Raw genomic sequence first — 23,867 nt, 5'->3', positions numbered from 1 at the left:
ACCCCACGGCACGCCTGATGAGGAAAGCATCATGAGTCACCTACTGGATCAACTGCGGTTCTTCAACCGCAAGCAAAACGAGTTCTCCGAGGGCCACGGCGAGACCCGCAAAGAGTCCCGCGATTGGGAGAACGTCTACCGTTCGCGCTGGCAGTACGACAAGATCGTGCGCTCCACCCACGGGGTGAACTGCACCGGTTCCTGTTCGTGGAAGATCTACGTGAAAAACGGCCTGATTACCTGGGAAACCCAGCAGACCGACTACCCGCGTACCCGCAACGACTTGCCCAACCACGAACCCCGAGGCTGCCCGCGTGGCGCCAGCTACAGCTGGTACATCTACAGCGCCAACCGGCTCAAGTACCCGAAAATTCGCAAGCCACTGCTCAAACTGTGGCGTGAAGCGCGCCTGACCCTGACCCCGGTAGACGCCTGGGCGAGCATTGTCGAGGACAAGGCCAAGGCCGAGTCCTACAAGAGCAAGCGTGGCATGGGGGGATTCATCCGCTCCAACTGGGAGGAAGTGAACGAGATCATTGCTGCTTCCAACGTCTACACCATCAAGCAGTACGGCCCGGACCGCATCGTCGGCTTCTCGCCGATCCCGGCCATGTCCATGGTCAGCTATGCCGCCGGCTCGCGTTACCTGTCACTGCTCGGCGGGGTGTGTCTGAGCTTCTATGACTGGTACTGCGACCTGCCACCGGCTTCGCCGATGGTGTGGGGCGAGCAGACCGACGTGCCGGAATCGGCCGACTGGTACAACTCCAACTATATCATCGCCTGGGGTTCCAACGTCCCGCAGACCCGTACACCGGACGCGCACTTTTTCACCGAGGTGCGCTACAAGGGCACCAAGACCGTGGCCATCACCCCCGATTATTCGGAAGTGGCCAAGCTCACTGATCTGTGGCTCAACCCCAAGCAGGGTACCGACGCCGCGTTGGCCCAGGCCTTCAATCACGTGATCTTCAAGGAGTTTCACCTCGACCACCCAAGCGCCTATTTCACCGACTACGCCAAGCGCTTCACCGACTTGCCGGTGCTGGTGATGCTCAAGCCCGTGACCGGTTTTGCACCGGGCGCCGGGTTCCAGCCTGACCGCTTCCTGCGTGCCTCGGACCTTGTGGGCAACCTTGGCCAGGACAATAACCCGGAATGGAAAACCATTGCCCTTGACGAAAGCGGCGAGCTGGTCTCGCCCCAAGGTTCCATCGGCTATCGCTGGGGCGAGAAGGGCAAGTGGAACATCCTCGCCAAGGAAGGCGGGGAAGGTCGCGCCATCGACCTCAAACTGAGCCTGATGGGGGCGGACGTAGCGGAGGTGGGCTTCCCGTACTTTGCCGGCGAGTCCCACGAGCACTTCCAGCACGTGGCGGGCGATGCCGTGCAGTTTCGCCGCGTGCCGGTGCACAGCGTGACGTTGGCCGATGGCAGCGTGGCCAAGGTCGCCACGGTGTTCGACCTGTCGGCCGCCAACCTGGCCATCGACCGTGGCCTGGGCGGCAGCAACGTTGCCAAGGACTACGACGACGCCAGTGTGCCCGGCACCCCGGCGTGGCAGGAAGCGATCACCGGCGTCAGCCGCGAGAAAGCCATCCAGATCGCCCGTGAGTTCGCCGACAACGCCGACAAGACTAAGGGCCGCTCGATGATCATCGTCGGTGCGGCGATGAACCACTGGTACCACATGGACATGAACTACCGCGGGCTGATCAACATGCTCATGCTCTGCGGTTGCGTCGGCCAGACCGGCGGCGGCTGGGCCCACTACGTCGGCCAGGAAAAACTGCGCCCGCAATGCGGCTGGCTGCCCCTGGCGTTCGGCCTGGACTGGAGCCGCCCACCCCGGCAGATGAATGGCACCAGCTTCTTCTACGGCCATAGCTCGCAGTGGCGCCACGAAAAAATGAACATGCACGATGTGCTCTCGCCCATGGCGGACAAGTCGCAGTTCCCCACCCACGCGCTGGACTACAACATCCGCGCCGAGCGCGCCGGCTGGCTGCCGAGCGCGCCGCAACTCAACACCAACCCGTTGCACATCTGCCGTGAGGCGGCTGCTGTTGGCATGGATCCCAAAGACTATGTGGTCAAGGCCTGGCAGGACGGCACCCTACGCTTTGCCTGCGAGCAACCGGACAGCCCGGCGAACTTCCCGCGCAACATGTTTATCTGGCGTTCCAACCTGCTCGGTTCGTCGGGCAAGGGCCATGAGTACATGCTCAAGTACCTGCTGGGCACCAAGAACGGCGTGATGAACGAAGACATCGGTTTTGGCGGCGAAAGCAAGCCCACCGAAGCCGAGTGGGTTGACGATGGTGCCATCGGCAAACTCGATCTGGTGACCACGTTGGACTTCCGCATGTCGTCCACCTGTGTGTATTCCGACATCGTCTTGCCGACCGCCACCTGGTACGAAAAAGACGACATGAACACCTCGGACATGCACCCGTTCATCCACCCGTTGTCGGCAGCTATCGACCCGGCGTGGGAGTCGCGGTCCGATTGGGACATCTACAAGGGCATCGCCAAGGCGTTCTCGGCCATGGCGGTCGGCCACCTGGGTGTCGAGAAGGACCTGGTCACCGTGCCGCTGATGCATGACAGCGTCGGCGAGTTGGCCCAGCCTTTCGGCGGCACTGATTGGAAAAGTGCCGGTGTGGCACCGGTGCCGGGCAAGAACGCGCCGAACATGGCGGTGGTGGAGCGCGACTACCCGAATATCTACAAGAAATTCACCTCCCTTGGCCCGCTGCTGGAAAAACTCGGCAATGGCGGCAAGGGCATCAACTGGAATACCGATGAGGAAGTGAAATTCCTCGGTGAACTGAACCATCACGAAGGCGACGCGGGCATCAGCCTGGGGCGGCCGAAAATCGACACGGCCATCGACGCCGCCGAAGTGATCCTGTCCCTGGCCCCGGAAACCAACGGCCACGTGGCTGTCAAGGCCTGGGCTGCGCTGTCGGAGTTCACCGGCATCGACCACAGCCACCTGGCATTGCCCAAGGCTCACGAGGCGATCCGCTTCCGCGACATCCAGGCGCAGCCACGCAAGATCATTTCCAGCCCCACCTGGTCGGGCCTGGAAGACGATCACGTGAGCTACAACGCCGGCTACACCAACGTCCATGAAAACATCCCATGGCGCACCCTCACCGGGCGCCAGCAGTTCTACCAGGATCACCCGTGGATGCAGGCATTCGGCGAGCAGTTGATGAGCTATCGACCACCGGTCAACACCCGCACCATCGAAGGGGTGAAGGGCAAGCGCAGTAATGGCGAGACCGAGATCGTACTGAACTGGATCACCCCGCACCAGAAATGGGGGATCCACAGCACCTACAGCGACAACCTGCTGATGCTCACCCTGAGCCGTGGGGGGCCGATCGTGTGGCTCTCGGAAATCGACGCCCAGCGCGCCGGTATCGAGGACAACGATTGGATTGAGTGCTTCAACGTCAACGGCGCGCTCACCGCCCGTGCGGTGGTGAGCCAGCGGGTCAAGGAGGGCATGGTGATGATGTATCACGCCCAGGAACGCATCGTGAACGTGCCGGGTTCGGAGACCACCAAAACCCGCGGCGGCCACCACAACTCGGTGACCCGCGTGGTGCTCAAACCGACCCATATGATCGGCGGTTATGCCCAGCAGGCCTACGGCTTCAACTACTACGGCACGGTCGGCTGCAATCGCGATGAGTTCGTCGTGGTGCGCAAGATGGCCAAGGTCGATTGGCTCGATGGCTCCGACGGCGATGATCTGCCACGCCCATTGCCGACCGATATCGAGGAGAACTGAGATGAAAATTCGCTCACAGATCGGCATGGTGCTGAACCTGGACAAATGCATCGGCTGCCACACTTGCTCGATCACCTGCAAGAACGTGTGGACCAGCCGCGAAGGCATGGAATACGCCTGGTTCAACAACGTCGAATCCAAGCCCGGCATCGGCTACCCCAAAGAATGGGAGAACCAGGACAAGTGGAAGGGCGGCTGGATCCGTAACGCCAATGGCACGATCAACCCGCGTATCGGCGGCAAATTCCGCGTGCTGGCAAACATCTTCGCCAACCCCGACTTGCCTAGCCTGGACGACTACTACGAGCCGTTCGACTTCGACTACCAGCACCTGCACACCGCGCCCCTGGGCGAACACCAGCCCACCGCGCGCCCGCGTTCGGTGGTGTCGGGCAAGCGCATGCAGAAAATCGAGTGGGGGCCCAACTGGGAGGAGATCCTCGGCACTGAGTTCGCCAAGCGCCGCAAGGACAAGAACTTCGACCAGATCCAGGCCGATATCTACGGCGAGTACGAAAACACCTTCATGATGTACCTGCCGCGCCTGTGCGAGCACTGCCTCAACCCGGCATGCGCAGCGTCATGCCCCAGCGGTGCGATCTACAAGCGTGAAGAAGACGGCATTGTGCTGATCGACCAGGAAAAATGTCGCGGCTGGCGCATGTGCATCAGCGGTTGCCCGTACAAGAAAATCTACTTCAACTGGAAGAGCGGCAAGTCCGAAAAGTGCATCTTCTGCTACCCGCGCATCGAAGCCGGCATGCCCACGGTGTGCGCCGAAACCTGTGTCGGCCGTATCCGCTATCTCGGTGTTCTGCTGTACGACGCCGACCGCATCAGCGAAGTCGCCAGCACCGCCAACGAGCACGACCTGTACGAGAAACAGCTGGAGATCTTCCTCGACCCGAATGACCCGGCTGTGATCCGTCAGGCCCTGGCCGATGGCGTGCCGCAGTCGGTGATCGACTCGGCGCAGCGCTCGCCCGTCTACAAAATGGCGGTGGACTGGAAGCTCGCGCTGCCGCTGCACCCGGAATACCGCACCTTGCCGATGGTCTGGTACGTGCCGCCGCTGTCGCCGATCCAGAACGCCGCCGCTGCCGGCACCGTGGGCATGAATGGGGTGATCCCGGATGTGGACAGCCTGCGCATTCCTTTGCGTTACCTGGCCAACATGCTCACGGCGGGCGATGAAAAGCCGGTCAAGCGTGCCCTTAAGCGCCTTCTGGCAATGCGCGCCTTCAAGCGTTCCCAGCAGGTGGACGGCGTCCAGGACCTGCAAGTCCTTGAAGACGTGGGCTTGAGCGTGCCGCAAGTGGAAGAGATGTATCGCTACCTGGCCATCGCCAATTACGAGGACCGCTTTGTGGTGCCAAGCGCCCATCGCGAGGACGCCATGAGCGATGCCTTCGCTGAGCGTTCGGGCTGTGGTTTCAGCTTTGGCAGCGGCTGCAGCGGCAGTTCCGACACCAATATGTTCGGCGCGAAGAAGGCCAACCGCCGCGACGTGTTGAAAACCGTACAGATCTGGGAGGACTGAACCATGCGCATTCTTAAAGTGATCTCGCTGCTGCTGGACTATCCCACGGAACACCTGGTGAGCGGCCGCGATGAGCTGGAGCAGGCGATTATCGAGTCACGGGAAATCAGTCCCAAACAACGCGGCGCCTTGTTCGAACTGCTGGAGCTGATCTGCGCTAACGACCTGATGGATGGCCAGGAACACTACGGCGCGTTGTTCGGGCGCGGGCGTTCGCTGTCGTTGTTGCTGTTCGAGCATGTGCACGGCGAATCCCGCGACCGTGGTCAGGCGATGGTCGACATGATGGCCCAGTACGAGGCGGCTGGTTTTGCCATCGGCGTCAAGGAGCTGCCCGACTTCATCCCGCTGTACCTGGAGTTCCTCTCCACCCGCGAGGACATCGAGGCCCGCGAGGGCCTGGCGGATGTGGCGCACTTGCTGGCGTTGCTCGCGGCGCGCCTCGAAGAACGTGAAAGCGCCTATGCCAGTTGCTTCCGGGCACTGCTGCAAATCGCCGGCGCCGAGCCGCACCAGGCGGTGGCCGAAGTGCGCGCCCAGGTCGCTGCCGAGCCGCGTGACGACTCCCTCGAAGCCCTTGACAAGGTGTGGGAAGAAGAGGCCGTGGACTTCATGCAGGCCGAACAGCAGGACCGTTGCAGTGCGCTGCCGAGCGCTCCGGGCAAGGCGCGGGAAGAAAGCGCCGTGCCGTTGCACTGGGTGGATTTTCAGCAGGAAGGGCGGGCCGTGCTGCCTGCCGGGGAGGTGGGTAATGTCTAAGTGGAATTTGCTGGTATTCGGGGTGTACCCCTATGTGGCCCTGGCGATCTGCCTGTTGGGCAGTTGGGCGCGGTTCGACCTGTCGCAGTACACCTGGAAGGCCGGCTCCAGCCAGATGCTGAACAACCGTGGCATGCGCGTGGCGAGCAACTTCTTCCATATCGGCGTGCTGTTTGTGCTGGCCGGGCACTTTGTCGGCTTGCTGACGCCCGCGTCGGTGTACCACCACGTGATCAGCACGGAAAACAAGCAACTGCTGGCAATGGTCTCCGGCGGTTTTTTCGGCCTGCTGTGCCTGGTGGGGTTGCTGATGCTGATCAAGCGTCGTCTGAGTGACCCGCGTGTGCGGGCTACGTCGAGCGCGTCCGACATTCTGATCCTGCTGGTACTGCTCGCGCAGTTGCTGCTGGGCTTGCTGACCATTGTGGCCTCCACCGGGCATATGGACGGCTCGGTGATGGTGATGCTCGCCGATTGGGCGCAGAACGTGGTGTTGCTGCGGCCAGTGCAGGCGGCGGAGTCGATTGCACCGGTGTCGCTGATCTACAAGGCCCACGTGGCGCTGGGTCTGACCCTGTTCGTGCTGTTCCCGTTTACCCGCCTGGTGCACATGGTCAGCGCGCCGGTCTGGTACCTGGGCCGTCGTTATCAAATCGTGCGGCAGAAGTCGTGAGGAACACATGATGACCCAGCCTGAATTGATTGCCAGCAGTGAACAGGAATGGCCCATCGTCAGCGTCAACGGCGTGTCGATCACGCCCGAGGCGATGGCCCTGGAGCTGCAATACCATCCTGCCGAAAGCCGCGAAGCCGCGGTGTACCTGGCCGCTCGCGCGCTGGTGATTCGCGAGCTGCTGCAACAGCGCATCACCGAGTTGGGCCTGGCGGTGGACATCGCCCCCGGCGAGAACGAAGAAGAAGCCGCCACGCGCTTGTTGCTGGAGCGCGAGATCACCGTGCCGCAGTGCGACGAGGCGACCTGCCGGCATTATTTCGAAAGCAATCGAGGGCGCTTCCACAGCGCACCGTTGCTGGCGGTGCGGCACATCTTGCTCGAATGCGCGCCGGACGATGCCGAGGCACGGCAGATGGCCCATGTGCAGGCAGAAATCCTGCAGCTGAGCCTGGCGCAGACACCCGCCAGCTTCGCCGAACTGGCGCTCAAGTATTCGGCGTGCCCGTCCAAGGCCCAGGGTGGCTCATTGGGCCAGATCAGCAAGGGCCAGACCGTGCCGGAGCTGGAGCGCCAGTTGTTTACCCTGGCGCCCGGCCTGGCCGATAAGCCCTTGGAAAGCCGTTACGGCTGGCATGTGATCAGCGTCGACCAGCGCATCGAAGGCCAGCCGTTGCCTTACGAAGCAGTGGCGGGCGCCATTCGCACCCAGTTGCAGCAGGGGGTGTGGCAGAAGGCGCTGGTGCAGTACCTGCAAACCCTGATTGGCGCCGCGGACATCCGTGGTCTCGCGCTGCAAGGCGCCGACTCGCCGTTGGTGCAGTGACATGAGCCTGGTGGATGGGCTCGGCCGTTCAATCGATTACCTGCGTCTGTCGGTGACCGACCGTTGTGATTTTCGCTGTGTGTACTGCATGGCGAAAACCATGACCTTCCTGCCGCGCCAGCAGGTGTTGAGCCTGCAAGAGCTGGAGCGCCTGGCCCGGCTGTTTGTGGGCCAGGGCGTGCGCAAGATCCGCTTGACCGGCGGTGAACCTTTGATCCGTCCTGGCATTGTGGGGTTGTGCCGCACTATTGCTGCGTTGCCAGGCTTGCGTGAGTTGGTGATGACCAGCAATGGCTCACAGTTGGCGCGGCTGGCGCAGCCGCTGGCGGCGGCGGGGGTCAAGCGCATGAATATCAGCCTCGACAGTCTGGATCCCGTGCGGTTTCGGGCGATCACGCGCAACGGTGATTTGCGCCAGGTGCAGGAGGGGATAGAGGCGGCGCGGGACGCCGGGTTCGAGCGGGTCAAGCTCAATTGCGTGGTGATGAAAGGGCGTAATTTTGATGAGGTGCCCGCGTTGGTGCGGTATGCGATCGAGCAAGGGATCGATATCAGTTTCATCGAAGAAATGCCTTTGGGGGATGTAGGGCGTTCGCGGGGGGAGACGTTTTGTGCCAGTGATGAGGTGCGGGAGGTGATCGCTCGTGAGCATCTGTTGCTCGACACTGCGGAAAGCAGTGGGGGGCCGGCGCGGTATGTGCGTTTGGCGCGTTACCCCGACACGCGCATCGGGTTTATCTCGCCCAATTCACAGAGTTTTTGTGGGAGTTGTAATCGGCTAAGGATGACGGTGGAGGGGCGGCTTTTGTTGTGCCTCGGGCAGGACGACGCGCTGGATTTTCGTGAGTTGCTCAGGCGGTCTCCGTTGGATGATCGGCCGTTGGTTGAGGCGTTGCATCGGGCGTTGAGGGGAAAGCCAGCGCGGCATGATTTTTCGGGGGCGGGGGAGGTTCAGGTGGTGCGCTTTATGAGCATGAGCGGTGGGTGAGGTTGGGGGGCACCGTAAGGGCGGAACCATGGATAGCCGTGACGGAATAAAGGGATATGCCCCGATCAGAAAACGTTGATCCCGATCAAGGGTTTCCAACGCTTCTCTCCGTAATATCACTGCATATTGTGTTTTATGTTATCGGATTGTCTATATGTAGTGTTTGGAGCTTCCAATGCAAAGCACGCTCACCCCGCTCACCAGCACCCACCTCCACAAACGCGACGGCAGCCTGGCCCCCTTCGACGCCGAAAAAATCCGCCAAGCCCTGATCGCCGCCGGCACTGCCACCGCGGAGTTTCAAGCGAACGACGCCGACCTGTTGCTGGGCGCAGTATTGGCACGCCTAAGGGGCATCGAACAACTGGACGTCGAACTCATCCAGGACAGCGTCGAACGCGTGCTGATGGACGCCGGTTACTTCCAATCGATGCGCGCCTACATCGTCTACCGCGAACAACACGGCCGCATGCGCCGTGACCGCAAGACCCTGGTAGAGGTCGCCACCTCCATGAACGAATACCTCGATCGCGAAGACTGGCGCGTGCAGGCCAATGCCAATCAGGGCTATTCCCTGGGCGGATTGGTGCTCAATGTGGCAGGCAAGGTCACTGCCAATTACTGGCTGGACGAGGTCTACAGCGAGCAGATCGGCCGCGCGCACCGCGAAGCGGATCTGCATATCCATGACCTGGACATGCTTGCCGGCTACTGCGCCGGTTGGTCACTGCGTTCGCTGTTGCACGAAGGCCTAAACGGTGTGCCGGGCCGGGTCGAAGCGGGCCCCCCCAAGCACTTGAGCAGCGCCTTGGGGCAGATGGTCAACTTCCTCGGTACCCTGCAAAACGAATGGGCCGGCGCCCAGGCCTTCAGTTCGTTCGACACCTATCTCGCACCCTATGTGCTCAAGGATCAACTGAGCTACCCGCAAGTGCGCCAGGCCGTGCAGGAGTTCATCTACAACCTCAACGTGCCGTCGCGCTGGGGCACCCAGACACCGTTTACCAACCTGACCTTCGATTGGGTCTGCCCAGAAGATTTACGTGAACAGGTGCCGGTGATCGGCGGTGAAGAAATGCCGTTTGCCTACGGCGACCTGCAAGCCGAAATGGAGCTGATCAACCGCGCCTACATCGAGGTGATGCAGGCCGGGGATGCCAAGGGCCGGGTGTTCACCTTTCCGATTCCCACCTACAACATCACCCATGATTTCCCCTGGGACAGCGACAATGCTGACCGCCTGTTCGAGATGACGGCGCGCTACGGTTTGCCGTATTTCCAGAACTTCCTCAATTCCGATATGCAACCCAACCAGGTGCGCTCGATGTGCTGCCGCCTGCAACTGGACGTGCGTGAATTGCTCAAGCGCGGTGGCGGGCTGTTCGGTTCGGCGGAACAGACGGGCTCCCTGGGGGTGGTGACAATCAACTGCGCGCGCCTGGGCTACCTGTTCAAGGGCGACACCTCAGGCTTGCTGCAACGCCTGGACAGTCTGATGGAAATGGCCATGGAAAGCCTGGAGGTCAAGCGCAAGGTGATCCAACACCACATGGATGCGGGCCTGTATCCCTACACCAAGCGTTACCTGGGCACGCTGCGCAATCACTTCTCCACCATCGGCCTTAATGGCATGCACGAGATGCTGCGCAATTTCAGCGCTGACGAGGAGGGCATGCACACCGAACAGGGCCGCGCCTTTGCCCTCAAATTGCTCGACCATGTGCGCGCCACTTTGCTGCGCTTCCAGGAAGACACCGGCCACCTCTACAACCTTGAAGCCACCCCGGCGGAAGGCACCACCTACCGTTTTGCCAAGGAAGACCGCAAGCGCTACCCAAACATCCTGCAAGCGGGCAGCGACATCGCGCCGTATTACACCAATTCCTCGCAACTGCCGGTGGGCTTTACCCAGGACCCCTTCGAAGCCCTGGAGCTGCAAGACGAACTGCAATGCAAATACACCGGCGGCACTGTGTTGCACCTGTACATGGCCGAGCAGATCTCGTCGACCCAGGCCTGCAAGCAATTGGTGCGCAAGGCGCTGGGGCGTTTCCGGCTGCCGTACCTGACGGTGACGCCGACATTTTCGATCTGCCCGGTGCATGGCTACCTCGCCGGTGAACATGAGTTCTGCCCCAAGTGCGATGAAGTCCTGGCCCTATAGGAGCGAGCTTGCTTGCTCCCGTATGAAGCCATTCAACTCAACTCCACCCCAAGGAGATTCACCATGCAAACCTCCCAGCCACAACGCCAGCGCTGCGAAGTCTGGACCCGAGTAATGGGTTACCACCGGCCGGTGTCGGCGTTCAATCCAGGCAAGCAATCCGAGCACAAGGAGCGTGCGCACTTCACTGAAACGGCCGCTGCGGCCGGTCGCCAATGAGTCGAGCGCTGCGGGTCGGGGGCCTGGTGCCCCTGACCACCCTCGACTACCCCGGCATGCTCGCCTGTGTGCTGTTCTGCCAGGGCTGTGCCTGGCGTTGCCGTTACTGCCACAACCCGGACCTGATCCCGCCGCGCGCGAGCACGCAAATGGATTGGCGCCGGGTGTTGCTGTTTCTGCAACGGCGCCGAGACCTGCTCGACGCCGTGGTGTTCAGCGGCGGCGAGCCGACCTTGCAAGAGGGTTTGCCGGCGGCGATGGATGAAGTCCGGGCGATGGGTTTTCACATCGGCCTGCACAGCGCGGGGATCAAGCCGGCGGGGTTTGCCCATGCTTTGCGGCATGCCGACTGGGTTGGTTTTGACGTAAAGGCCCTGGCCGAAGACTGCCAGTCGATCACCCAGGTCAAGGGCAGCGGCGCTGCCAACTGGCGCAGTCTCGATATTTTGCTCGCCAGCGGCATGGACTACGAATGCCGTACCACGGTGCATTGGCACCTGATCGACCCAGCCCGCCTGCTGCGGCTGGCCCAACGTTTGCAAGCCCGTGGCGTGCAGCGCTTCGCCGTGCAGATGGTGCGCACCGCCAGCATGCTCGACACGCAACTGCCGAGTTCCCCGGCACAGGCTGCGTTACCGGAGCTGTGGGGCCGCTTGCGTGAGTTGTTTCCCGCGTTTGTATTACGAGGGTGACCCGCGCCCTCAACCGCGTTTTTATCGATGCTGCCCCTGGTGGGCAGGTGTTCATCAAGGAAGGTTCAGAATGAAGCAATTAACCACGGCACAACGCATTGTCATCGGTTTCGCGATTGCGCCGCTGGCTCTGGTCGGTTTGGTGTTCTACGCCCTGCACGACCTCGCAACCCTCAAGCAACAATCCGAACAGATTGTGCAGCAGGACTGGCCGAAAATAGCGCCGATCATGGTGATCGCCACCGGCGTACGCGATAACGGCCGCAACACCCGTGACTTGCTGATCGACCAGGACAACCAACAAGCCCAGGAAGCCATCGGCACCACCCGGCAACGCATCACCGAGGCGTTCGCCACCCTTGAGCCGCTGCTCGATACCGCCGAAGGCAAGGCCGCCTATGCGACCTTGAAAACCCATCGGGAAGCCTATGTGGCCGCTTTCACCCAGGTGCAGGCGCTGATCAAGCAAGGCGCTCGCGAACAGGGCCTGGCCCAGCTGAAGCAACAGGTGATGCCCGCCGAGCTTGCGGTGTTCAAGAGCCTGGACGCGTTGATGGCCATGCAGGGGCGTCTGTTCGCTGAACGCGAGCAGGCGGCGCAGGTCCTGTACGACGAGGCCCGGCGCAACATGATCGGGTTGTTCCTGTTGTGTTTGGCCCTGGTGGTTGGCGCCGCGATTATCGTCACCCGCAGCGTGATTCGCCCATTGGGCGGCGAGCCGGACGAAGCCGCGCGCGTGCTGAGCCATATTGCCCAGGGCGACCTGACCATCGTGGTGCCAGTGGGCAACAGCGCCGAAGGCAGCGTGATGCGCAACCTGCACCAGATGCAGCAGAACCTGAACCAGATGGTGCGGCACATTGCGACGTCGGTGGACGGCGTGGCCAGTTCCTCCGAAGAACTGAGCGCGGTGAGCAGCCAGACCAGCAGCAGCTTGCAGTCCCAGGGCCAGGAGATCGAACAGGCGGCGACGGCGGTGAATGAAATGACCGCTGCCGTGGATGAAGTGGCGCGCAACGCGGTGAGCACCAGCGAGGCTTCGCGTCTGTCGGAACAGACCGCCCAGCGCGGTCGTGCCCAGGTGCAGGAAACCGTGGCGTCGATCAACACCCTGGCCACCGGCGTAGTGGAAACCTCCGAACGCATCCAGCAACTGGCGGGCCGCGTACAAGACATCAGCAGTGTGCTGGAAGTGATCCGCAGCATTGCCGACCAGACGAACCTGCTAGCCCTCAACGCCGCCATTGAAGCAGCGCGGGCTGGGGACGCCGGGCGTGGGTTTGCGGTGGTGGCTGATGAAGTGCGGGCGTTGGCCCATCGCACCCAGGCTTCGACCCAGGAGATCGAGCAGATGATCGGCAATATCCGCCAGGATACCGAGCATGCGGTCGCGGCCATGCACAGCAGCAGCGAGCGCGTGCAGGCGACACTGAGTGTGGCGCAGCGTTCGGGTGAAGCCTTGGATGAGATTACCCGGTCTATTTCGCAGATCAACGAGCGCAACATGATGATTGCCAGCGCCACCGAGGAGCAGGCGTTGGTGGCGCGGGAAGTGGATCGCAATCTGGTGGGCATTCGCAATCTGTCGCAGCAGGTGCTGCAAGGGGCGTTGCATACCGAGACGGCGGGGCATGACCTGGCGGGTATGGCGGGGGCGCTGCACCAGACGGTGGCGCGCTTTAAAGTCTAGCCAGATACCGGCAAAAAACTGCACTTCGCCAGGGCGTGAATAGCGGCGGCGAGCATCGAAACAGTGCGTGATCGAGAGTGAGGCTGGGCGCTTGATTTCGGTCAAGGCGGCATGGGTGTTTTAACACTAGGGTGTGAACACCGTCTCCAACAAGGCAAATGCCATGGCCAAGCCTTTTCCGCTGCACCCCAAGCATCCCGAGCGTATCTGCTGGGGGTGTGATCGCTACTGCGCTGCGAGCGACCTGGCCTGTGGCAACGGAGCCGACCGCACCATGCACCCTGCGGAGATGCTCGGTGATGACTGGTATGAGCACGGCGACTGGGGCGTTACGCCCGAGCCGCCGGATAAGGATGAGCCGTCAGCTGCTTGAGCGGGGTTTATCTTTACTGGGCTTATGGGTATCAGCAGGCTTGGCCGGCCTGGGCGGCTGCTTGTCGGTGTCTTTGGTCTTCTTACTGCTGTCGGAAGGGCTGCTGGGGTAGGTCCCCGGCGGCAGGGCGGAACCGGCGGCACCGTTACCATTCAAGGCGTTCGCGGCTGGCTCTGGGTTATCGCCGAACGCGGCGAGGGCGGGGCCAGTGAGCAAAGCGGACAGGCCGACAATGAGTAAAATCCTTTGGGACGATCTGGTCTTCATGACGCAATCCCCTCGTGTGATGGTTCCAGAGCCTGGATTACTCTCAGGCCCTGGTCATGCCTCGATCAAGCCGCCATGGGCTTGGTCGACTGCAACTTCTTGTGCGCTGCTTTCATCGCTTCCATTTCGGCGCCCAGTTCTTCCAGCAGCGCTTTGCCTAGCAGCTTTTTAGCTTGCGGGAACATCTCGGTTTCCTCTTCCTCGATATGGTGCTCCAGCAATTCCTTGACCACTTTGACGCGGCCGGAAAACTCCGTTGTCGAAGGCTCGGTTTGCTTCAGGTCCGGCAGTACCAGGGTGTCAACGGTGCGATGCTCTTCCTTGGCCTCGTGGTACATGATGTCTTGTTCCTTGCCACCAGCCTTCCTGAACGCCGGGTAGAGGATTTCTTCTTCCAGCCTGGTATGCAGGCTGATTTCGGCTTCCAGCTTGGCCAACAACTCAGTGCGTTTTTTCACCCCACGTTCGGTGGATTCACTCAACTGAGTCAACAGGGCCTTTACGCGTTCGTGGTCGGCTTTGAGCAGGTCAATCGCATTCATGGGTGACACCTCACGGGGAAATCAGGGCGTGTCGACATGCACACCTCGTCCATGACAGGAGTGCATCAGTTGTACCAACTTGAGCTGTTTTTAATTCGTGAGGAAATTCAAAGGCCTACGATGACATGGCGACTGAACCTGTCGTGCAGGTTGCATGGTCGGTGCGGTTGCACGTTGCATTCCACAACCCCGGGACATTCGCGCAAATTTTAATGAACCCTCGCGCTAAACACTTGACCTAACGTGTACGACCTAGGAGGTGAAGCATGGAAATTCAATATATCTGGATCGGTTTGGCGGTGGTTCTACTGCTACTGGAATTGTGGGCGATCAATATCGTATTGCGCAGCACTGGGGGCTGGGAGACCAAAGGATTGTGGGTGGTGGTGCTTATCTTTGTGCCACTTTTGGGCCTTATCGCTTGGGCGATGTTCGGGCCGAAACGCGAAATGCCGCAGCAGCATAAAAGCTGAGGCAGGAGTCGATAGAGAACAGGCGCCGTCGAGGCGCCTGTTTTCGTTGCGCGGTAGGCTTATCAGCCTGCCAATGCCTTGGCGATCGCCTCATTGAACGCCGGCAGATCATCCGGGGTGCGTGAGGTAATCAGGGTCCAGCCATTGGCTTTGCAGACCTTGACCTCTTCATCGACCCATCCGGCGGCGCCGGCGTTTTCCAGATCGATGCGCACGCTCTTGTAGGAGGTCAGGGTCTTGCCTTTGATCACACCGGCATCGATCAGCGCCCAGGGGCCATGACAGATTGCCGCCACGGTTTTGCCTGCCTTGACGAACTCGTTGATCAACTTCTGCGCCGCTGCATCCTGGCGCAATGTGTCAGCGTTGACGGTACCGCCAGGGATCACCAGTGCATCGAATTCACTGCCCGACAGCTCGGACAGCTTCGCATCGGACTCAACCGTCGTGTCTTTCTCGGTATCGCCGACGAAGGTCTGGGTGATGCCGCCTGTGCTGGAGCCGTGGGTCACTGTCGCGCCATAACCGCGCAGCGCTGCCAATGGTTTGAGCAGTTCATCGCGCTCGATACCGGTGTTGGACGTGATGACCAGAATCTTCTTGCCGTTAAGCTTTGAACTCATGATCGAGTGTCTCCTGATGGGTGTACGAAGGATGGGATATGGGAGAGTTGATCCGGGTCGGGTGGCAAAGGTTTAAATTAATTTTCAGCAAATTTGCACCGTGTTGGCGCGGGCAATTTCGTTGAACTATCCAGGGCCGCAGGCTTCTGCTGCATAGGCGCTCGCTATTTTTACCCGCGCCATTGATTGGAGAACCACCATGACTGCCGATAAGACCCCAGCCCCCATCAGTTCCGAAGAAACTCAGAAGGGCACTGATAAAGCCACAAAAGGCCAGACCCTGGAACGCCCGAATCCCAAGACCGAAACCGTCGATAAAGTGCTGACCCCCACCTCGATCAAGGACACCGAGCGCCAGACCGATGCCATCAACGAACAGGCCGCCAAGGCCGAGCGCAAGCTGGGCCACTGAACATGGCCCGTTCTATCTCTGCGTCGGAGTTGGGCATCGAGCTCAAACCTGGCGATGACGGCAGCCTGTTCAAGTGGTTTATCGCCAGCTTCCTGATGGGCAAGCGGATCCAGGCACCGATTGCCGCACAGGCCTACAAAGTGATCGTTGAAGAGCAAGGCCGCGATACCGCGCGTAAGCTGCAGCACTGCACGTCGCGTGAGTTGGTAGCCATGCTCGGACGCGCGCATTACGTGCGTTATGATGAAACCACCGCCCAACGTTTACTCGACCTCAGCGCCAAGTTGAACGCCGAGTATGCCGGCAAGATCACTCATATGCGCAGTGCCAGCGAGAGCCGAGAGGCCTTCGAAAAACGCCTTGGGGCGTTCGACGGGGTCGGGCCCAAGACCATCGAGATTTTCATGCGTGATGCCGCCAAGGTGCTGTTTTGACGGCAACGCTGTTTGTGGGCTGTGCCGGCTGGAGTTTGCCGCGTGAGTACTGGGCAGCATTTGCCGAGGAGGGCACGCATTTGGAGCGTTATGCGTCGCGCTTCAATGCGGTGGAAATCAACAGTTCCTTCTATCGCCCGCACTTGGCGAAGACGTACGCGCGGTGGGCGCATTCGGTGCCGTCGGGCTTTCGTTTTTCAGTCAAGGTGCCCAAGCGCATCACCCATGAATTGCGCTTGCATGGCTGCCAGGCCGCACTGGAGGCGTTTCTTGGACAATGTCTGCAACTGGGTGAAAAGCTGGGTTGCCTGCTGGTGCAATTACCGCCTTCGTTGCAATACGAACCGAGTGTTGCCGACGCATTCTTCACGGCGTTGCGCCAACGTTTTACCGGTGCCGTGGTGCTTGAACCACGGCACGCGAGCTGGTTGGCGGCTGAAGAGATGATGCAGGCTCTGCAGATCGGGCGGGTGGCTGCCGACCCGCCGGTGGTCCCGGCGGGAGAGGTGCCGGCCGGTTGGCAAGGCGTGCATTATTGGCGTCTGCACGGAACACCGCGTGTCTATCACAGTGGCTATGGGGCTTCACGCGTTCAGGCGTATGCGCGTGTGTTGAGCGCGTCCGTAGCGGCTGGTATTCCTACCTGGTGCATCTTCGACAATACTACCAGCGGCCTGGCTACGCCTGATGCGCTGTCACTACTCGACGTCCACTCGCAACACTTCCAACCCTAGCTGCTCATACGCCTCTACACTGGGCACATGCCATTCGGTGATCAGCGTGTGAATGCGACTGCACGGCGCCACCACAAAGGGCTCCACGGCGCCGAGTTTGTCCGCCATGGTCACCGCCACCACGTGGGACGCACTGTCGAGCAAGGCTTGCTTGACCGCCACCTCATCGAAGTGCAACGAGCTGATGCCCACTTGCGGATGCAGTGCGCACACGCCGGTGAATAGCACGTCGGCCTTGATGCCCTGGATCATGCGCACGGTTTCATGGCCGCTGGTAGACAGCGTCGCCGGGTTGAGCTGGCCGCCCGTGAGGATCACCTTTACGTCAGGGTGGTCGGCCAAGGCGATGGCGATCATGGGGGATGTCGTGACCACAGTGAGACGCATCGAGCGTGGCAACGACTGGGCAATCTGCAGCGTGGTAGACCCGGAGTCGAACAGTACGATTTGCCCCTCTTCCACGCGGTCGGCAGCGAGCCGGGCGAGGTGACGCTTGGCCTCGTTAGTCTCGCCGACACGGGTGAAGAAGTCTTTGCCGGTGTCCTTGGGCCGGGGCAGGGCGCCGCCGTGTACGCGTTGCAGCAGGCCGGCGGCGGCGAGTTCGCCGAGGTCGCGGCGGATGGTGTCCTGGGACACTGCAAAGTGGTCCACCAGCTCCGAGGCGGTGACTTTGCCGTCACGTTCCAGCAGCAACAAAATCTTCTGCTTGCGCAAAGAAGGCAGGTCGATGGCTTGATGAGTGGTGTGCATGGTTTTGCGTCTTTTTGCGTGTTTGTGCGAGATTAGTCGCGCTGCGATCTAAACGCAATGGCTGGTTGTGCGGCTGATGGGCGGTTACTCTCAGCATTCAGTTCAGGGAGAGGTGACCTAGATGCCGTTGATCACAACCATCGAAGATTTACGCAAACTCGCGCAAAAACGTGTCCCACGGATGTTCTACGACTACGCCGATTCCGGCTCCTGGACTGAGAGCACTTACCGGGCAAATGAAAGCGATTTTGCCTCTATCAAGTTCCGCCAGCGGGTGGCGCGCAACATTGATGAACGCTCGATCCGCGCCACGATGATCGGCCAGGAGATGGCCATGCCGGTGGCGCTCGCACCCACCGGGTTGGCCGGCATGCAGCACGCCGATGGCGAGATTCTCACCGCCCGCGCCGCCGCCGCGTTCGGCCTGCGCTACACCTTGTCGACCATGAGCATCTGCTCCCTGGAAGACATTGCCGAGCACGTCGGCCAGCCGTTTTGGTTCCAGTTGTATGTGATGCGCGACCGCGCCTTTATCGAACAACTGATCGAGCGCGCCAAGGCTGCCGGCGTGGACGCGCTGGTGCTGACCCTCGACCTGCAGATCCTCGGCCAGCGCCACAAGGATCTGATCAATGGCCTGTCCGCGCCGCCGAAATTGACCCTGCCGAATATCCTCAACATGGCCACCAAGCCGCGCTGGGTGATGGGCATGCTCGGCACCCAGCGTCGTGGCTTCGGCAATATCGTCGGGCACGTGAAAGGTGTGGCGGACATGAGTTCGCTGTCGTCCTGGACCGCCCAGCAATTCGACCCGCGCCTGAGCTGGGACGATGTGGAGTGGATCAAGAAGTGCTGGGGCGGCAAGTTGATCATCAAGGGCATTCTCGATGTGGAAGATGCGCACCTGGCCGCGAATGCCGGTGCCGACGCACTGGTGGTGAGCAACCACGGCGGTCGTCAACTCGATGGCGCGCCTTCGAGCATCAGCCAGTTGCCGGCGATTGTCGAAGCGGTGGGCGAGCGCATTGAGGTCTGGCTCGACGGTGGCATTCGTTCCGGCCAGGACGTGCTCAAGGCGATGGCATTGGGCGCCAAAGGCACCATGATCGGTCGCCCGCATTTGTATGGTTTGGGGGCGATGGGCGAGGCAGGTGTAACCAAGGCGCTTGAGATTATCGCCCGAGAGCTGGACGTGTCGATGGCGCTGTGTGGGTATAACGATATACGCGATGTGAGTCGCGAGATTTTATTGCCGGGGACATTTCCCGAAAGCGTTTACTGAGCAAAAAAATCGTAAAAATATAAAAAGAGTTGTCCACGAAAACCGTGGGTATCTCTGTGGATAACTTTGCGAAGCCCCGGCAGGGTTGGCGATTTATGCAGAGATCATTATTTGATCAACTTCTGATTTGGCCCCGCATGGGCTGGGTTTGCGCTTGACACGCAAGCGCGAACCCAGTGCCGGAAAGCGTTTTATGAGTCGCGATCACGGCCTGTGGAGTGCGTGACAACGTGGGGTGGTGCCTTCGCTTGCATCAGTTTGTCCAGCGCCTGGCCATAACTGCGACCGGCCAGGCTCATGCTGTTGTTATGGCTGGCACCGGGCACCAATAACAGCCGCTTTGGCTCCTGGGCGGCTTCAAACAGCTGCTGGCTGAAGCGCGGCGGCACGTAGCGATCGTCAAGGCCATGTACCACCAGCAGCGGCATACGGATATCGGCAATCTTGTCGATGGAATTGAATTTTTGCGACAGCAACCAGCGCACCGGCAACGACGTATTCGCCACGGCCGTGGCCACATCCGCCAGCGATGTGAAGGTGGACTCGATCACCAGGCCGCGCACCGGCAGTGGTGTTTGTCTGCCCAGTTCGGCAGCCAGGTCGATGGCCACCGCGCCGCCCAGGGAATGTCCGTAGATCAGGCGTTTGCTTGGGTCCGGTTGCAGTACCTGGAAACGCTCCCAGGCAATGCGTGCGTCTTCGTACACGGTGGTTTCCGACGGTAATTCGCCGCGGCTCTGGCCGAAGCCGCGATAGTCGATGGCCAGTACCGAATAACCCAGGGCGTGCAGTTGCTCGATGCGAAACAGTTGCCCGGTGAGGTTCCAGCGTACGCCGTGCAGGTAGAGGATGGCAGGTGCGTCCTTCTTGTCCGCCGGGTACCACCAGCCATGGATATTCTGTCCGGATTTGAAACTGGCCGGCTTGAGTTCGAACTCCTGCACCGCCTTGGGCAAGCCGCTGTACCAACTGGCGGTGCCCGGCTCGATGCGAAACACCAGTTCGCGCTCCTTGTGTTGCAGCACGGCGCAACCCACCGGCAGACCGACGATCAACAAGGCCATGCACACCATGGGAAACCAGCGCAGGCTCAGGCGCGAGAGGAAACGAGAGGACATGAAGGTTCCAGGAAAAAGATGAATCAGGGGTTTTACCAGATGGCCCAACCAGGCAGGAATTATTTCGACAGCCGTAAACGGGTATTCCTTGCAAAGTGTTACACCATTGAACAACGCGTGCCGGGGTTGTTAGGGTGGGCGGCCCGAACAGGAGAGCAAGCACATGGAATTCACAGGCAAAACCGCACTCGTCACGGGTGGCGCACGCGGGTTGGGGCTCAGCTATGCACGGGCTTTGGCCCAGGGCGGCGCGCGGGTGGTGATCAGCGATATCGGCGCCGATAATGCCGGCGTTGGCAGCGATGCTTCGGTGGTCCAGGCCGCGGCAGACACCTTGCAGGCCGAGGGCTTGAACGTGATAGGTCACGGTGGCGACCTGTCCACGAACACCGGCTGCCAGCAACTGATCGCGTACGCCATCGAAGCCTTTGGCCAACTCGACATTCTGATTCACAACGCCGGCTGGGTCGGTTACCAGAACATCGCCGACCTCGACGCCGCGTTCCTGCAACGCGCCATGGACATTAACCTCTATGCGCCGCTGTGGCTGTGCAAGCATGCCTGGCCGCACCTGCTGCGCTCATCCGCGCCGCGCATCATCCTCACCACTTCCGACCGCGCCATGTACACACAATATGAGCAGACTGGACTGGTGGCCTACAGCGCGGGCAAGATGGCGCAACTGGGGATCATGAACGCGTTGAGTCATGAAGGTGCTGAGGCGGGGATCAAGGTCAATGCGATCTCGCCGGTGGCCAAGACGCGCATGTGGGGCGTTACCGAAGAACCGGATGAACTCAAGCCCGACTGGGTGACGCCGGGGGTGGTGTTCCTCGCCTCTGAGCAATGCCAGGACAGCGGTTACATCCTGCGCGCCAGCAACGGGCAATTCACGGCCACGCGCTTCACCGAGAACCCCGGGGTGGACTACCCGCGGAACCTCGCACGGATCAAGGCGAGCAGCGCAGAAGCAGTCGCCGCCGCCTGGAACAGCATCAAACAAGCACAACCCCTTTCTTGAGAAACCCGAGCATGGACAACAGCCCCGTTCGCATGACCGCCGAAGAAACCCTCTCGGAAAACTGGTACCTGCTGAAAAAATACAGCTTCAACCTGCGCCGCCGCGACGGCAGCTGGCAAGCCCAGACCCGCGAGGTGTACGACCGCGGCAATGGCGCGACCATCCTGCTGTACAACCGCGAGCAGCGCACGGTGTTGCTGATCCGCCAGTTTCGCATGCCGACGTTCGTCAACGACTATCACGGCTACCTGATCGAAGCGGCGGCCGGTTTGCTCGACAATGCCACCCCCGAAGAACGTATTCGCCTGGAAGCGGAAGAGGAAACCGGGTATCGCGTGGGGCATGTGGAGAAGATTTATGCAGCATTCATGAGTCCGGGGTCCGTGACGGAGCGGATTCACTTTTTCATGGGTGAATATCAACCAGGGGATCGGGTGGGGAGCGGTGGCGGCCTTGAGGAGGAGGGTGAGGATATCGAGGTGTTGGAGTTGGGCTTTGATGAGGCGTTGGCAATGGTGCAAAACGGCGAGATTGTGGATGGGAAGACCATCATGTTGTTGCAGCATCTGGAATTGCGGATGCTCAAAGAAGGGTGGTGAGTTGGTTGGTTAGGGTGTGAACACTCATTGTGGTGAGCAGCCTTGCCCTGCGTTGGGCTGCGGAGCAGCCCTGAAACAAACACTGCTGATTTAACTGAAAAAACCATTGCCTGGATGGGGGCCGCTGGGCGGCCCAAGGCGAGCAAGCTCGCTCACTACAGGACGGTAGATTAGGTTGAGTAATCATATGAAGAAAGACTCAGTTGAACTTTTCATAATCTTGGGCACCGAGTGATGCTAGCCACTTTTTAAAGAAGTCAATTTGTTCTTGTGGGTTGTTAGTAAGGTTTTCTTCTTCGTAATCGAACAGGTGAACGATGTTTTCGTTAGTGGCTTGCTTGCCTAGCGTCATTTCGTATGCGACAAGGCCAGCGCTCATTTGAGATGCCATTCTTGAAGGCTTGACATTCAACTTCGCGCCTTTGCATAGAAATGTTATGTGGGGGAAGTCTGCCCTGATTTTTGCGAGGCAGACATACATGTCTCTTCCTTCGTAAACTGTTTTGAAATTATCAGCCTCTGAAAAAACCATGATTGATTTCGATGTGTCATATTTTACAGTCACTTCTTTTTTCTGACTGCCGATTATTGCGAGTATTTTTTGTGTTTTCATGTTATTTCCTGTTTGGGTTCGGGATCGAATAACCTACATAACTTCCATCGGCTTTGAGTGGTGTAGCAAGGCGAGCAGCGCAGAAGCAGTCGCCGCTTGGAACAGTATCAAACAAGCACAACCCCTTTCTTGAGAAAACCGAGCCTGGACAACAGCCCCGTTCGCATGACCGCCGAAGAAACCCTCTCGGAAAACTGGCACCTGCTGAATAAATACAGCTTCGACCTGCGCCGCCGCGACGGCAGCTGGCAAGCCCACACCCGGCGAGGTGTACGACGTTGCTGATCCGCCAGTTTCGCATGCCGACGTTCGTCAACGACTATCACGGCTACCTGATCGAAGCGGCGGCCGGTTTGCTCGACAATGCCAGCCCCGAAGAACGTATTCGCCTGGAAGCGGAAGAGGAAACCGGGTATCGCGTGGGGCATGTGGAGAAGATTTATGCAGCATTCATGAGTCCGGGTTCGGTGACGGAGCGGATTCACTTTTTCATGGGTGAATATCAACCAGGGGATCGGGTGGGGAGCGGTGGCGGCCTTGAGGAGGAGGGTGAGGATATCGAGGTGTTGGAGTTGGGCTTTGATGAGGCGTTGGCAATGGTGCAAAACGGCGAGATTGTGGATGGGAAGACCATCATGTTGTTGCAGCATCTGGAATTGCGGATGTTGAAGGACGGCTGGTGAGTCAATTTTTGTCGTGAGAAGGCTTGCCCTGTGCCGGGCTGCCCAGCAGCCCTAAAAACGGTCAACACGTGTTCACTTGAAAACACCCATCGTCTGGATCGGGGTTGTTTCGCGGTCCAGCGCAAGCAAGTAGATTGTTTAAATGGCGGATTATCGTAAGATCTAGTTGGATTCCTCGTGAGGCAGACGGCGGTTGTTAACGGGTTTGCAGAGACTCGGCCCACTTATTTCGATAAGCGATCTGCTCATTGATATCGTTTGTAAGATTGCTTTCTTCGTAATCGAATATACGAACGAGTTCCGCATCGGGCTCACTCATTGTTACGTCATAAGCAACTAATCCGCTTGACATCTGTGAGGCCATTGCAGAGGGGTAGACACTCACCTTTGAACCTTTACACAAAAAAGCTATTTCACTGAACTCTCTTCTTAATAATCCAAAGCATGTATATATATCTATGTCAGAGTATGTTTTTTTTGTGCCGTCGGTAAATGTTATAGAAAGTGTTGATGTCGCTCTGTCAATCCCAAGTGTAGCGGTTTCTCTTTGGGTGTTTTTGATTATGGTTATGTCGAGTTCTTTCATT

General features: G+C 59.9%; 23 protein-coding genes and 2 pseudogenes. 18 read left to right on the top strand and 7 right to left on the bottom strand.

Annotated elements, in window-relative coordinates:
* Positions 1-31: 31 nt before the first annotated feature.
* From PF1751_RS15440 to PF1751_RS15390, 10 genes and pseudogenes are all read left to right on the top strand, one after another.
* On the top strand, positions 32-3,805 hold the full coding sequence (locus PF1751_RS15440) for a nitrate reductase subunit alpha (protein WP_044287319.1): 3,774 nt from the start codon (positions 32-34) through the stop codon (positions 3,803-3,805).
* A 1-nt stretch (position 3,806) separates the two neighbouring features.
* Positions 3,807-5,345, top strand: a complete 1,539-nt coding sequence (gene narH / locus PF1751_RS15435; RefSeq protein WP_010209830.1) for a nitrate reductase subunit beta — start codon at positions 3,807-3,809, stop codon at positions 5,343-5,345.
* A 3-nt stretch (positions 5,346-5,348) separates the two neighbouring features.
* Positions 5,349-6,104: a nitrate reductase molybdenum cofactor assembly chaperone gene (gene narJ / locus PF1751_RS15430; RefSeq protein ID WP_010209831.1), complete on the top strand. Its 756-nt coding sequence runs from the start codon at positions 5,349-5,351 to the stop codon at positions 6,102-6,104.
* Positions 6,097-6,777, top strand: coding sequence for a respiratory nitrate reductase subunit gamma (gene narI / locus PF1751_RS15425; RefSeq protein ID WP_010209832.1), 681 nt, complete (start codon positions 6,097-6,099; stop codon positions 6,775-6,777). The genes narJ and narI overlap by 8 nt, the downstream gene beginning before the upstream one ends.
* Positions 6,778-6,787: 10 nt before the next feature.
* The gene (locus PF1751_RS15420; protein ID WP_010209833.1) at positions 6,788-7,603 is read left to right on the top strand and encodes a peptidylprolyl isomerase; all 816 of its coding nucleotides are present in this window, start codon (positions 6,788-6,790) and stop codon (positions 7,601-7,603) included.
* A gap of 1 nt (position 7,604) precedes the next feature.
* Positions 7,605-8,591: a GTP 3',8-cyclase MoaA gene (moaA, locus tag PF1751_RS15415; RefSeq protein WP_010209835.1), complete on the top strand. Its 987-nt coding sequence runs from the start codon at positions 7,605-7,607 to the stop codon at positions 8,589-8,591.
* 175 nt (positions 8,592-8,766) lie between these two features.
* Positions 8,767-10,974 (top strand): annotated as a pseudogene (locus PF1751_RS15410) (ribonucleoside triphosphate reductase).
* Entirely contained in the window at positions 10,971-11,666 is a 696-nt protein-coding gene (locus tag PF1751_RS15400; RefSeq protein WP_021492289.1) for an anaerobic ribonucleoside-triphosphate reductase activating protein, read from the top strand. The pseudogene PF1751_RS15410 and the gene PF1751_RS15400 overlap by 4 nt, the downstream one beginning before the upstream one ends.
* Before the next feature lie 70 nt (positions 11,667-11,736).
* Positions 11,737-13,356 (top strand): methyl-accepting chemotaxis protein, encoded by a 1,620-nt coding sequence (locus PF1751_RS15395; RefSeq protein ID WP_044287317.1) that lies wholly within the window; start codon positions 11,737-11,739, stop codon positions 13,354-13,356.
* A 163-nt stretch (positions 13,357-13,519) separates the two neighbouring features.
* Positions 13,520-13,729, top strand: coding sequence for a DUF3079 domain-containing protein (locus PF1751_RS15390; protein WP_042572200.1), 210 nt, complete (start codon positions 13,520-13,522; stop codon positions 13,727-13,729).
* On the opposite strand, the gene PF1751_RS15385 is transcribed toward PF1751_RS15390, so the two are convergent.
* Both PF1751_RS15385 and PF1751_RS15380 read right to left on the bottom strand, forming a co-directional pair.
* A complete protein-coding gene (locus tag PF1751_RS15385; RefSeq protein WP_031290936.1) occupies positions 13,718-13,996 on the bottom strand; it encodes a hypothetical protein in 279 nt (92 codons plus the stop codon). The two genes, PF1751_RS15390 and PF1751_RS15385, sit on opposite strands and share 12 nt — an antisense overlap.
* 65 nt (positions 13,997-14,061) lie before the next feature.
* A complete protein-coding gene (locus PF1751_RS15380; protein ID WP_010209845.1) occupies positions 14,062-14,538 on the bottom strand; it encodes a hemerythrin domain-containing protein in 477 nt (158 codons plus the stop codon).
* A 266-nt stretch (positions 14,539-14,804) separates the two neighbouring features.
* Between PF1751_RS15380 and PF1751_RS15375 the strand changes: the two genes are divergently transcribed.
* Positions 14,805-15,011: a PLDc N-terminal domain-containing protein gene (locus PF1751_RS15375; protein ID WP_010209848.1), complete on the top strand. Its 207-nt coding sequence runs from the start codon at positions 14,805-14,807 to the stop codon at positions 15,009-15,011.
* Between the two features lie 62 nt (positions 15,012-15,073).
* Here PF1751_RS15375 and PF1751_RS15370 read toward each other — a convergent pair whose 3' ends face one another.
* On the bottom strand, positions 15,074-15,634 hold the full coding sequence (locus tag PF1751_RS15370) for a type 1 glutamine amidotransferase domain-containing protein (RefSeq protein WP_044287316.1): 561 nt from the start codon (positions 15,632-15,634) through the stop codon (positions 15,074-15,076).
* A 199-nt stretch (positions 15,635-15,833) separates the two neighbouring features.
* Here PF1751_RS15370 and PF1751_RS15365 point away from each other — a divergent pair, with 199 nt between their 5' ends.
* The 3 genes from PF1751_RS15365 to PF1751_RS15355 are packed head-to-tail and all read left to right on the top strand — an operon-like array spanning position 15,834 to position 17,214.
* Positions 15,834-16,046 carry a hypothetical protein gene (locus PF1751_RS15365; protein ID WP_010209852.1) on the top strand — a complete coding sequence of 71 codons (213 nt, stop codon included), beginning with the start codon at positions 15,834-15,836 and terminating at the stop codon, positions 16,044-16,046.
* Between the two features lie 2 nt (positions 16,047-16,048).
* Positions 16,049-16,480 (top strand): hypothetical protein, encoded by a 432-nt coding sequence (locus tag PF1751_RS15360; protein ID WP_010209854.1) that lies wholly within the window; start codon positions 16,049-16,051, stop codon positions 16,478-16,480.
* On the top strand, positions 16,477-17,214 hold the full coding sequence (locus PF1751_RS15355) for a DUF72 domain-containing protein (RefSeq protein ID WP_044287315.1): 738 nt from the start codon (positions 16,477-16,479) through the stop codon (positions 17,212-17,214). Before PF1751_RS15360 ends, PF1751_RS15355 begins: the two co-directional genes overlap by 4 nt.
* On the opposite strand, the gene PF1751_RS15350 is transcribed toward PF1751_RS15355, so the two are convergent.
* Positions 17,179-17,964, bottom strand: a complete 786-nt coding sequence (locus PF1751_RS15350) for a DeoR/GlpR family DNA-binding transcription regulator (protein WP_021492284.1) — start codon at positions 17,962-17,964, stop codon at positions 17,179-17,181. The two genes, PF1751_RS15355 and PF1751_RS15350, sit on opposite strands and share 36 nt — an antisense overlap.
* A gap of 121 nt (positions 17,965-18,085) precedes the next feature.
* Here PF1751_RS15350 and PF1751_RS15345 point away from each other — a divergent pair, with 121 nt between their 5' ends.
* Positions 18,086-19,246: an alpha-hydroxy acid oxidase gene (locus PF1751_RS15345; RefSeq protein WP_021492283.1), complete on the top strand. Its 1,161-nt coding sequence runs from the start codon at positions 18,086-18,088 to the stop codon at positions 19,244-19,246.
* A gap of 191 nt (positions 19,247-19,437) precedes the next feature.
* Here PF1751_RS15345 and PF1751_RS15340 read toward each other — a convergent pair whose 3' ends face one another.
* Complete coding sequence (locus PF1751_RS15340) at positions 19,438-20,364, bottom strand: alpha/beta hydrolase (protein ID WP_010209861.1); 927 nt, start codon at positions 20,362-20,364, stop codon at positions 19,438-19,440.
* 163 nt (positions 20,365-20,527) lie between these two features.
* Between PF1751_RS15340 and PF1751_RS15335 the strand changes: the two genes are divergently transcribed.
* Both PF1751_RS15335 and PF1751_RS15330 read left to right on the top strand, forming a co-directional pair.
* Positions 20,528-21,385 (top strand): SDR family NAD(P)-dependent oxidoreductase, encoded by an 858-nt coding sequence (locus tag PF1751_RS15335; protein ID WP_010209863.1) that lies wholly within the window; start codon positions 20,528-20,530, stop codon positions 21,383-21,385.
* Between the two features lie 11 nt (positions 21,386-21,396).
* A complete protein-coding gene (locus tag PF1751_RS15330) occupies positions 21,397-21,984 on the top strand; it encodes an NUDIX domain-containing protein (RefSeq protein ID WP_021492281.1) in 588 nt (195 codons plus the stop codon).
* A gap of 199 nt (positions 21,985-22,183) precedes the next feature.
* Here PF1751_RS15330 and PF1751_RS15325 read toward each other — a convergent pair whose 3' ends face one another.
* On the bottom strand, positions 22,184-22,597 hold the full coding sequence (locus PF1751_RS15325) for a hypothetical protein (protein ID WP_021492280.1): 414 nt from the start codon (positions 22,595-22,597) through the stop codon (positions 22,184-22,186).
* Positions 22,598-22,741: 144 nt separating this feature from the next.
* Between PF1751_RS15325 and PF1751_RS15320 the strand changes: the two are divergent.
* Positions 22,742-23,280 (top strand): annotated as a pseudogene (locus PF1751_RS15320) (GDP-mannose pyrophosphatase).
* Positions 23,281-23,476: 196 nt separating this feature from the next.
* On the opposite strand, the gene PF1751_RS15315 reads toward PF1751_RS15320, so the two are convergent.
* On the bottom strand, positions 23,477-23,866 hold the full coding sequence (locus tag PF1751_RS15315) for a hypothetical protein (protein WP_044287314.1): 390 nt from the start codon (positions 23,864-23,866) through the stop codon (positions 23,477-23,479).
* Position 23,867 lies beyond the last annotated feature (1 nt).

The organism is Pseudomonas simiae, from assembly GCF_000934565.1.
Taxonomy (GTDB): Bacteria; Pseudomonadota; Gammaproteobacteria; order Pseudomonadales; family Pseudomonadaceae; genus Aquipseudomonas; species Aquipseudomonas simiae.
The sequence above is the reverse complement of the archived record's forward strand: the minus strand, read 5'-3'. Positions and strand labels throughout refer to the sequence as shown.

What these genes read in the sequence shown, in the direction of transcription:
- PF1751_RS15440 (WP_044287319.1), top strand. Translation starts at nt 32, where the DNA reads ATGAGTCACCTACTGGATCAACTGCGGTTCTTCAACCGCAAGCAAAAC.
- narH (WP_010209830.1), top strand. Translation starts at nt 3,807, where the DNA reads ATGAAAATTCGCTCACAGATCGGCATGGTGCTGAACCTGGACAAATGC.
- narJ (WP_010209831.1), top strand. Translation starts at nt 5,349, where the DNA reads ATGCGCATTCTTAAAGTGATCTCGCTGCTGCTGGACTATCCCACGGAA.
- narI (WP_010209832.1), top strand. Translation starts at nt 6,097, where the DNA reads ATGTCTAAGTGGAATTTGCTGGTATTCGGGGTGTACCCCTATGTGGCC.
- PF1751_RS15420 (WP_010209833.1), top strand. Translation starts at nt 6,788, where the DNA reads ATGACCCAGCCTGAATTGATTGCCAGCAGTGAACAGGAATGGCCCATC.
- moaA (WP_010209835.1), top strand. Translation starts at nt 7,605, where the DNA reads ATGAGCCTGGTGGATGGGCTCGGCCGTTCAATCGATTACCTGCGTCTG.
- PF1751_RS15400 (WP_021492289.1), top strand. Translation starts at nt 10,971, where the DNA reads ATGAGTCGAGCGCTGCGGGTCGGGGGCCTGGTGCCCCTGACCACCCTC.
- PF1751_RS15395 (WP_044287317.1), top strand. Translation starts at nt 11,737, where the DNA reads ATGAAGCAATTAACCACGGCACAACGCATTGTCATCGGTTTCGCGATT.
- PF1751_RS15390 (WP_042572200.1), top strand. Translation starts at nt 13,520, where the DNA reads ATGGCCAAGCCTTTTCCGCTGCACCCCAAGCATCCCGAGCGTATCTGC.
- PF1751_RS15385 (WP_031290936.1), bottom strand. Translation starts at nt 13,996, where the DNA reads ATGAAGACCAGATCGTCCCAAAGGATTTTACTCATTGTCGGCCTGTCC.
- PF1751_RS15380 (WP_010209845.1), bottom strand. Translation starts at nt 14,538, where the DNA reads ATGAATGCGATTGACCTGCTCAAAGCCGACCACGAACGCGTAAAGGCC.
- PF1751_RS15375 (WP_010209848.1), top strand. Translation starts at nt 14,805, where the DNA reads ATGGAAATTCAATATATCTGGATCGGTTTGGCGGTGGTTCTACTGCTA.
- PF1751_RS15370 (WP_044287316.1), bottom strand. Translation starts at nt 15,634, where the DNA reads ATGAGTTCAAAGCTTAACGGCAAGAAGATTCTGGTCATCACGTCCAAC.
- PF1751_RS15365 (WP_010209852.1), top strand. Translation starts at nt 15,834, where the DNA reads ATGACTGCCGATAAGACCCCAGCCCCCATCAGTTCCGAAGAAACTCAG.
- PF1751_RS15360 (WP_010209854.1), top strand. Translation starts at nt 16,049, where the DNA reads ATGGCCCGTTCTATCTCTGCGTCGGAGTTGGGCATCGAGCTCAAACCT.
- PF1751_RS15350 (WP_021492284.1), bottom strand. Translation starts at nt 17,964, where the DNA reads ATGCACACCACTCATCAAGCCATCGACCTGCCTTCTTTGCGCAAGCAG.
- PF1751_RS15345 (WP_021492283.1), top strand. Translation starts at nt 18,086, where the DNA reads ATGCCGTTGATCACAACCATCGAAGATTTACGCAAACTCGCGCAAAAA.
- PF1751_RS15340 (WP_010209861.1), bottom strand. Translation starts at nt 20,364, where the DNA reads ATGTCCTCTCGTTTCCTCTCGCGCCTGAGCCTGCGCTGGTTTCCCATG.
- PF1751_RS15335 (WP_010209863.1), top strand. Translation starts at nt 20,528, where the DNA reads ATGGAATTCACAGGCAAAACCGCACTCGTCACGGGTGGCGCACGCGGG.
- PF1751_RS15330 (WP_021492281.1), top strand. Translation starts at nt 21,397, where the DNA reads ATGGACAACAGCCCCGTTCGCATGACCGCCGAAGAAACCCTCTCGGAA.
- PF1751_RS15325 (WP_021492280.1), bottom strand. Translation starts at nt 22,597, where the DNA reads ATGAAAACACAAAAAATACTCGCAATAATCGGCAGTCAGAAAAAAGAA.
- PF1751_RS15315 (WP_044287314.1), bottom strand. Translation starts at nt 23,866, where the DNA reads ATGAAAGAACTCGACATAACCATAATCAAAAACACCCAAAGAGAAACC.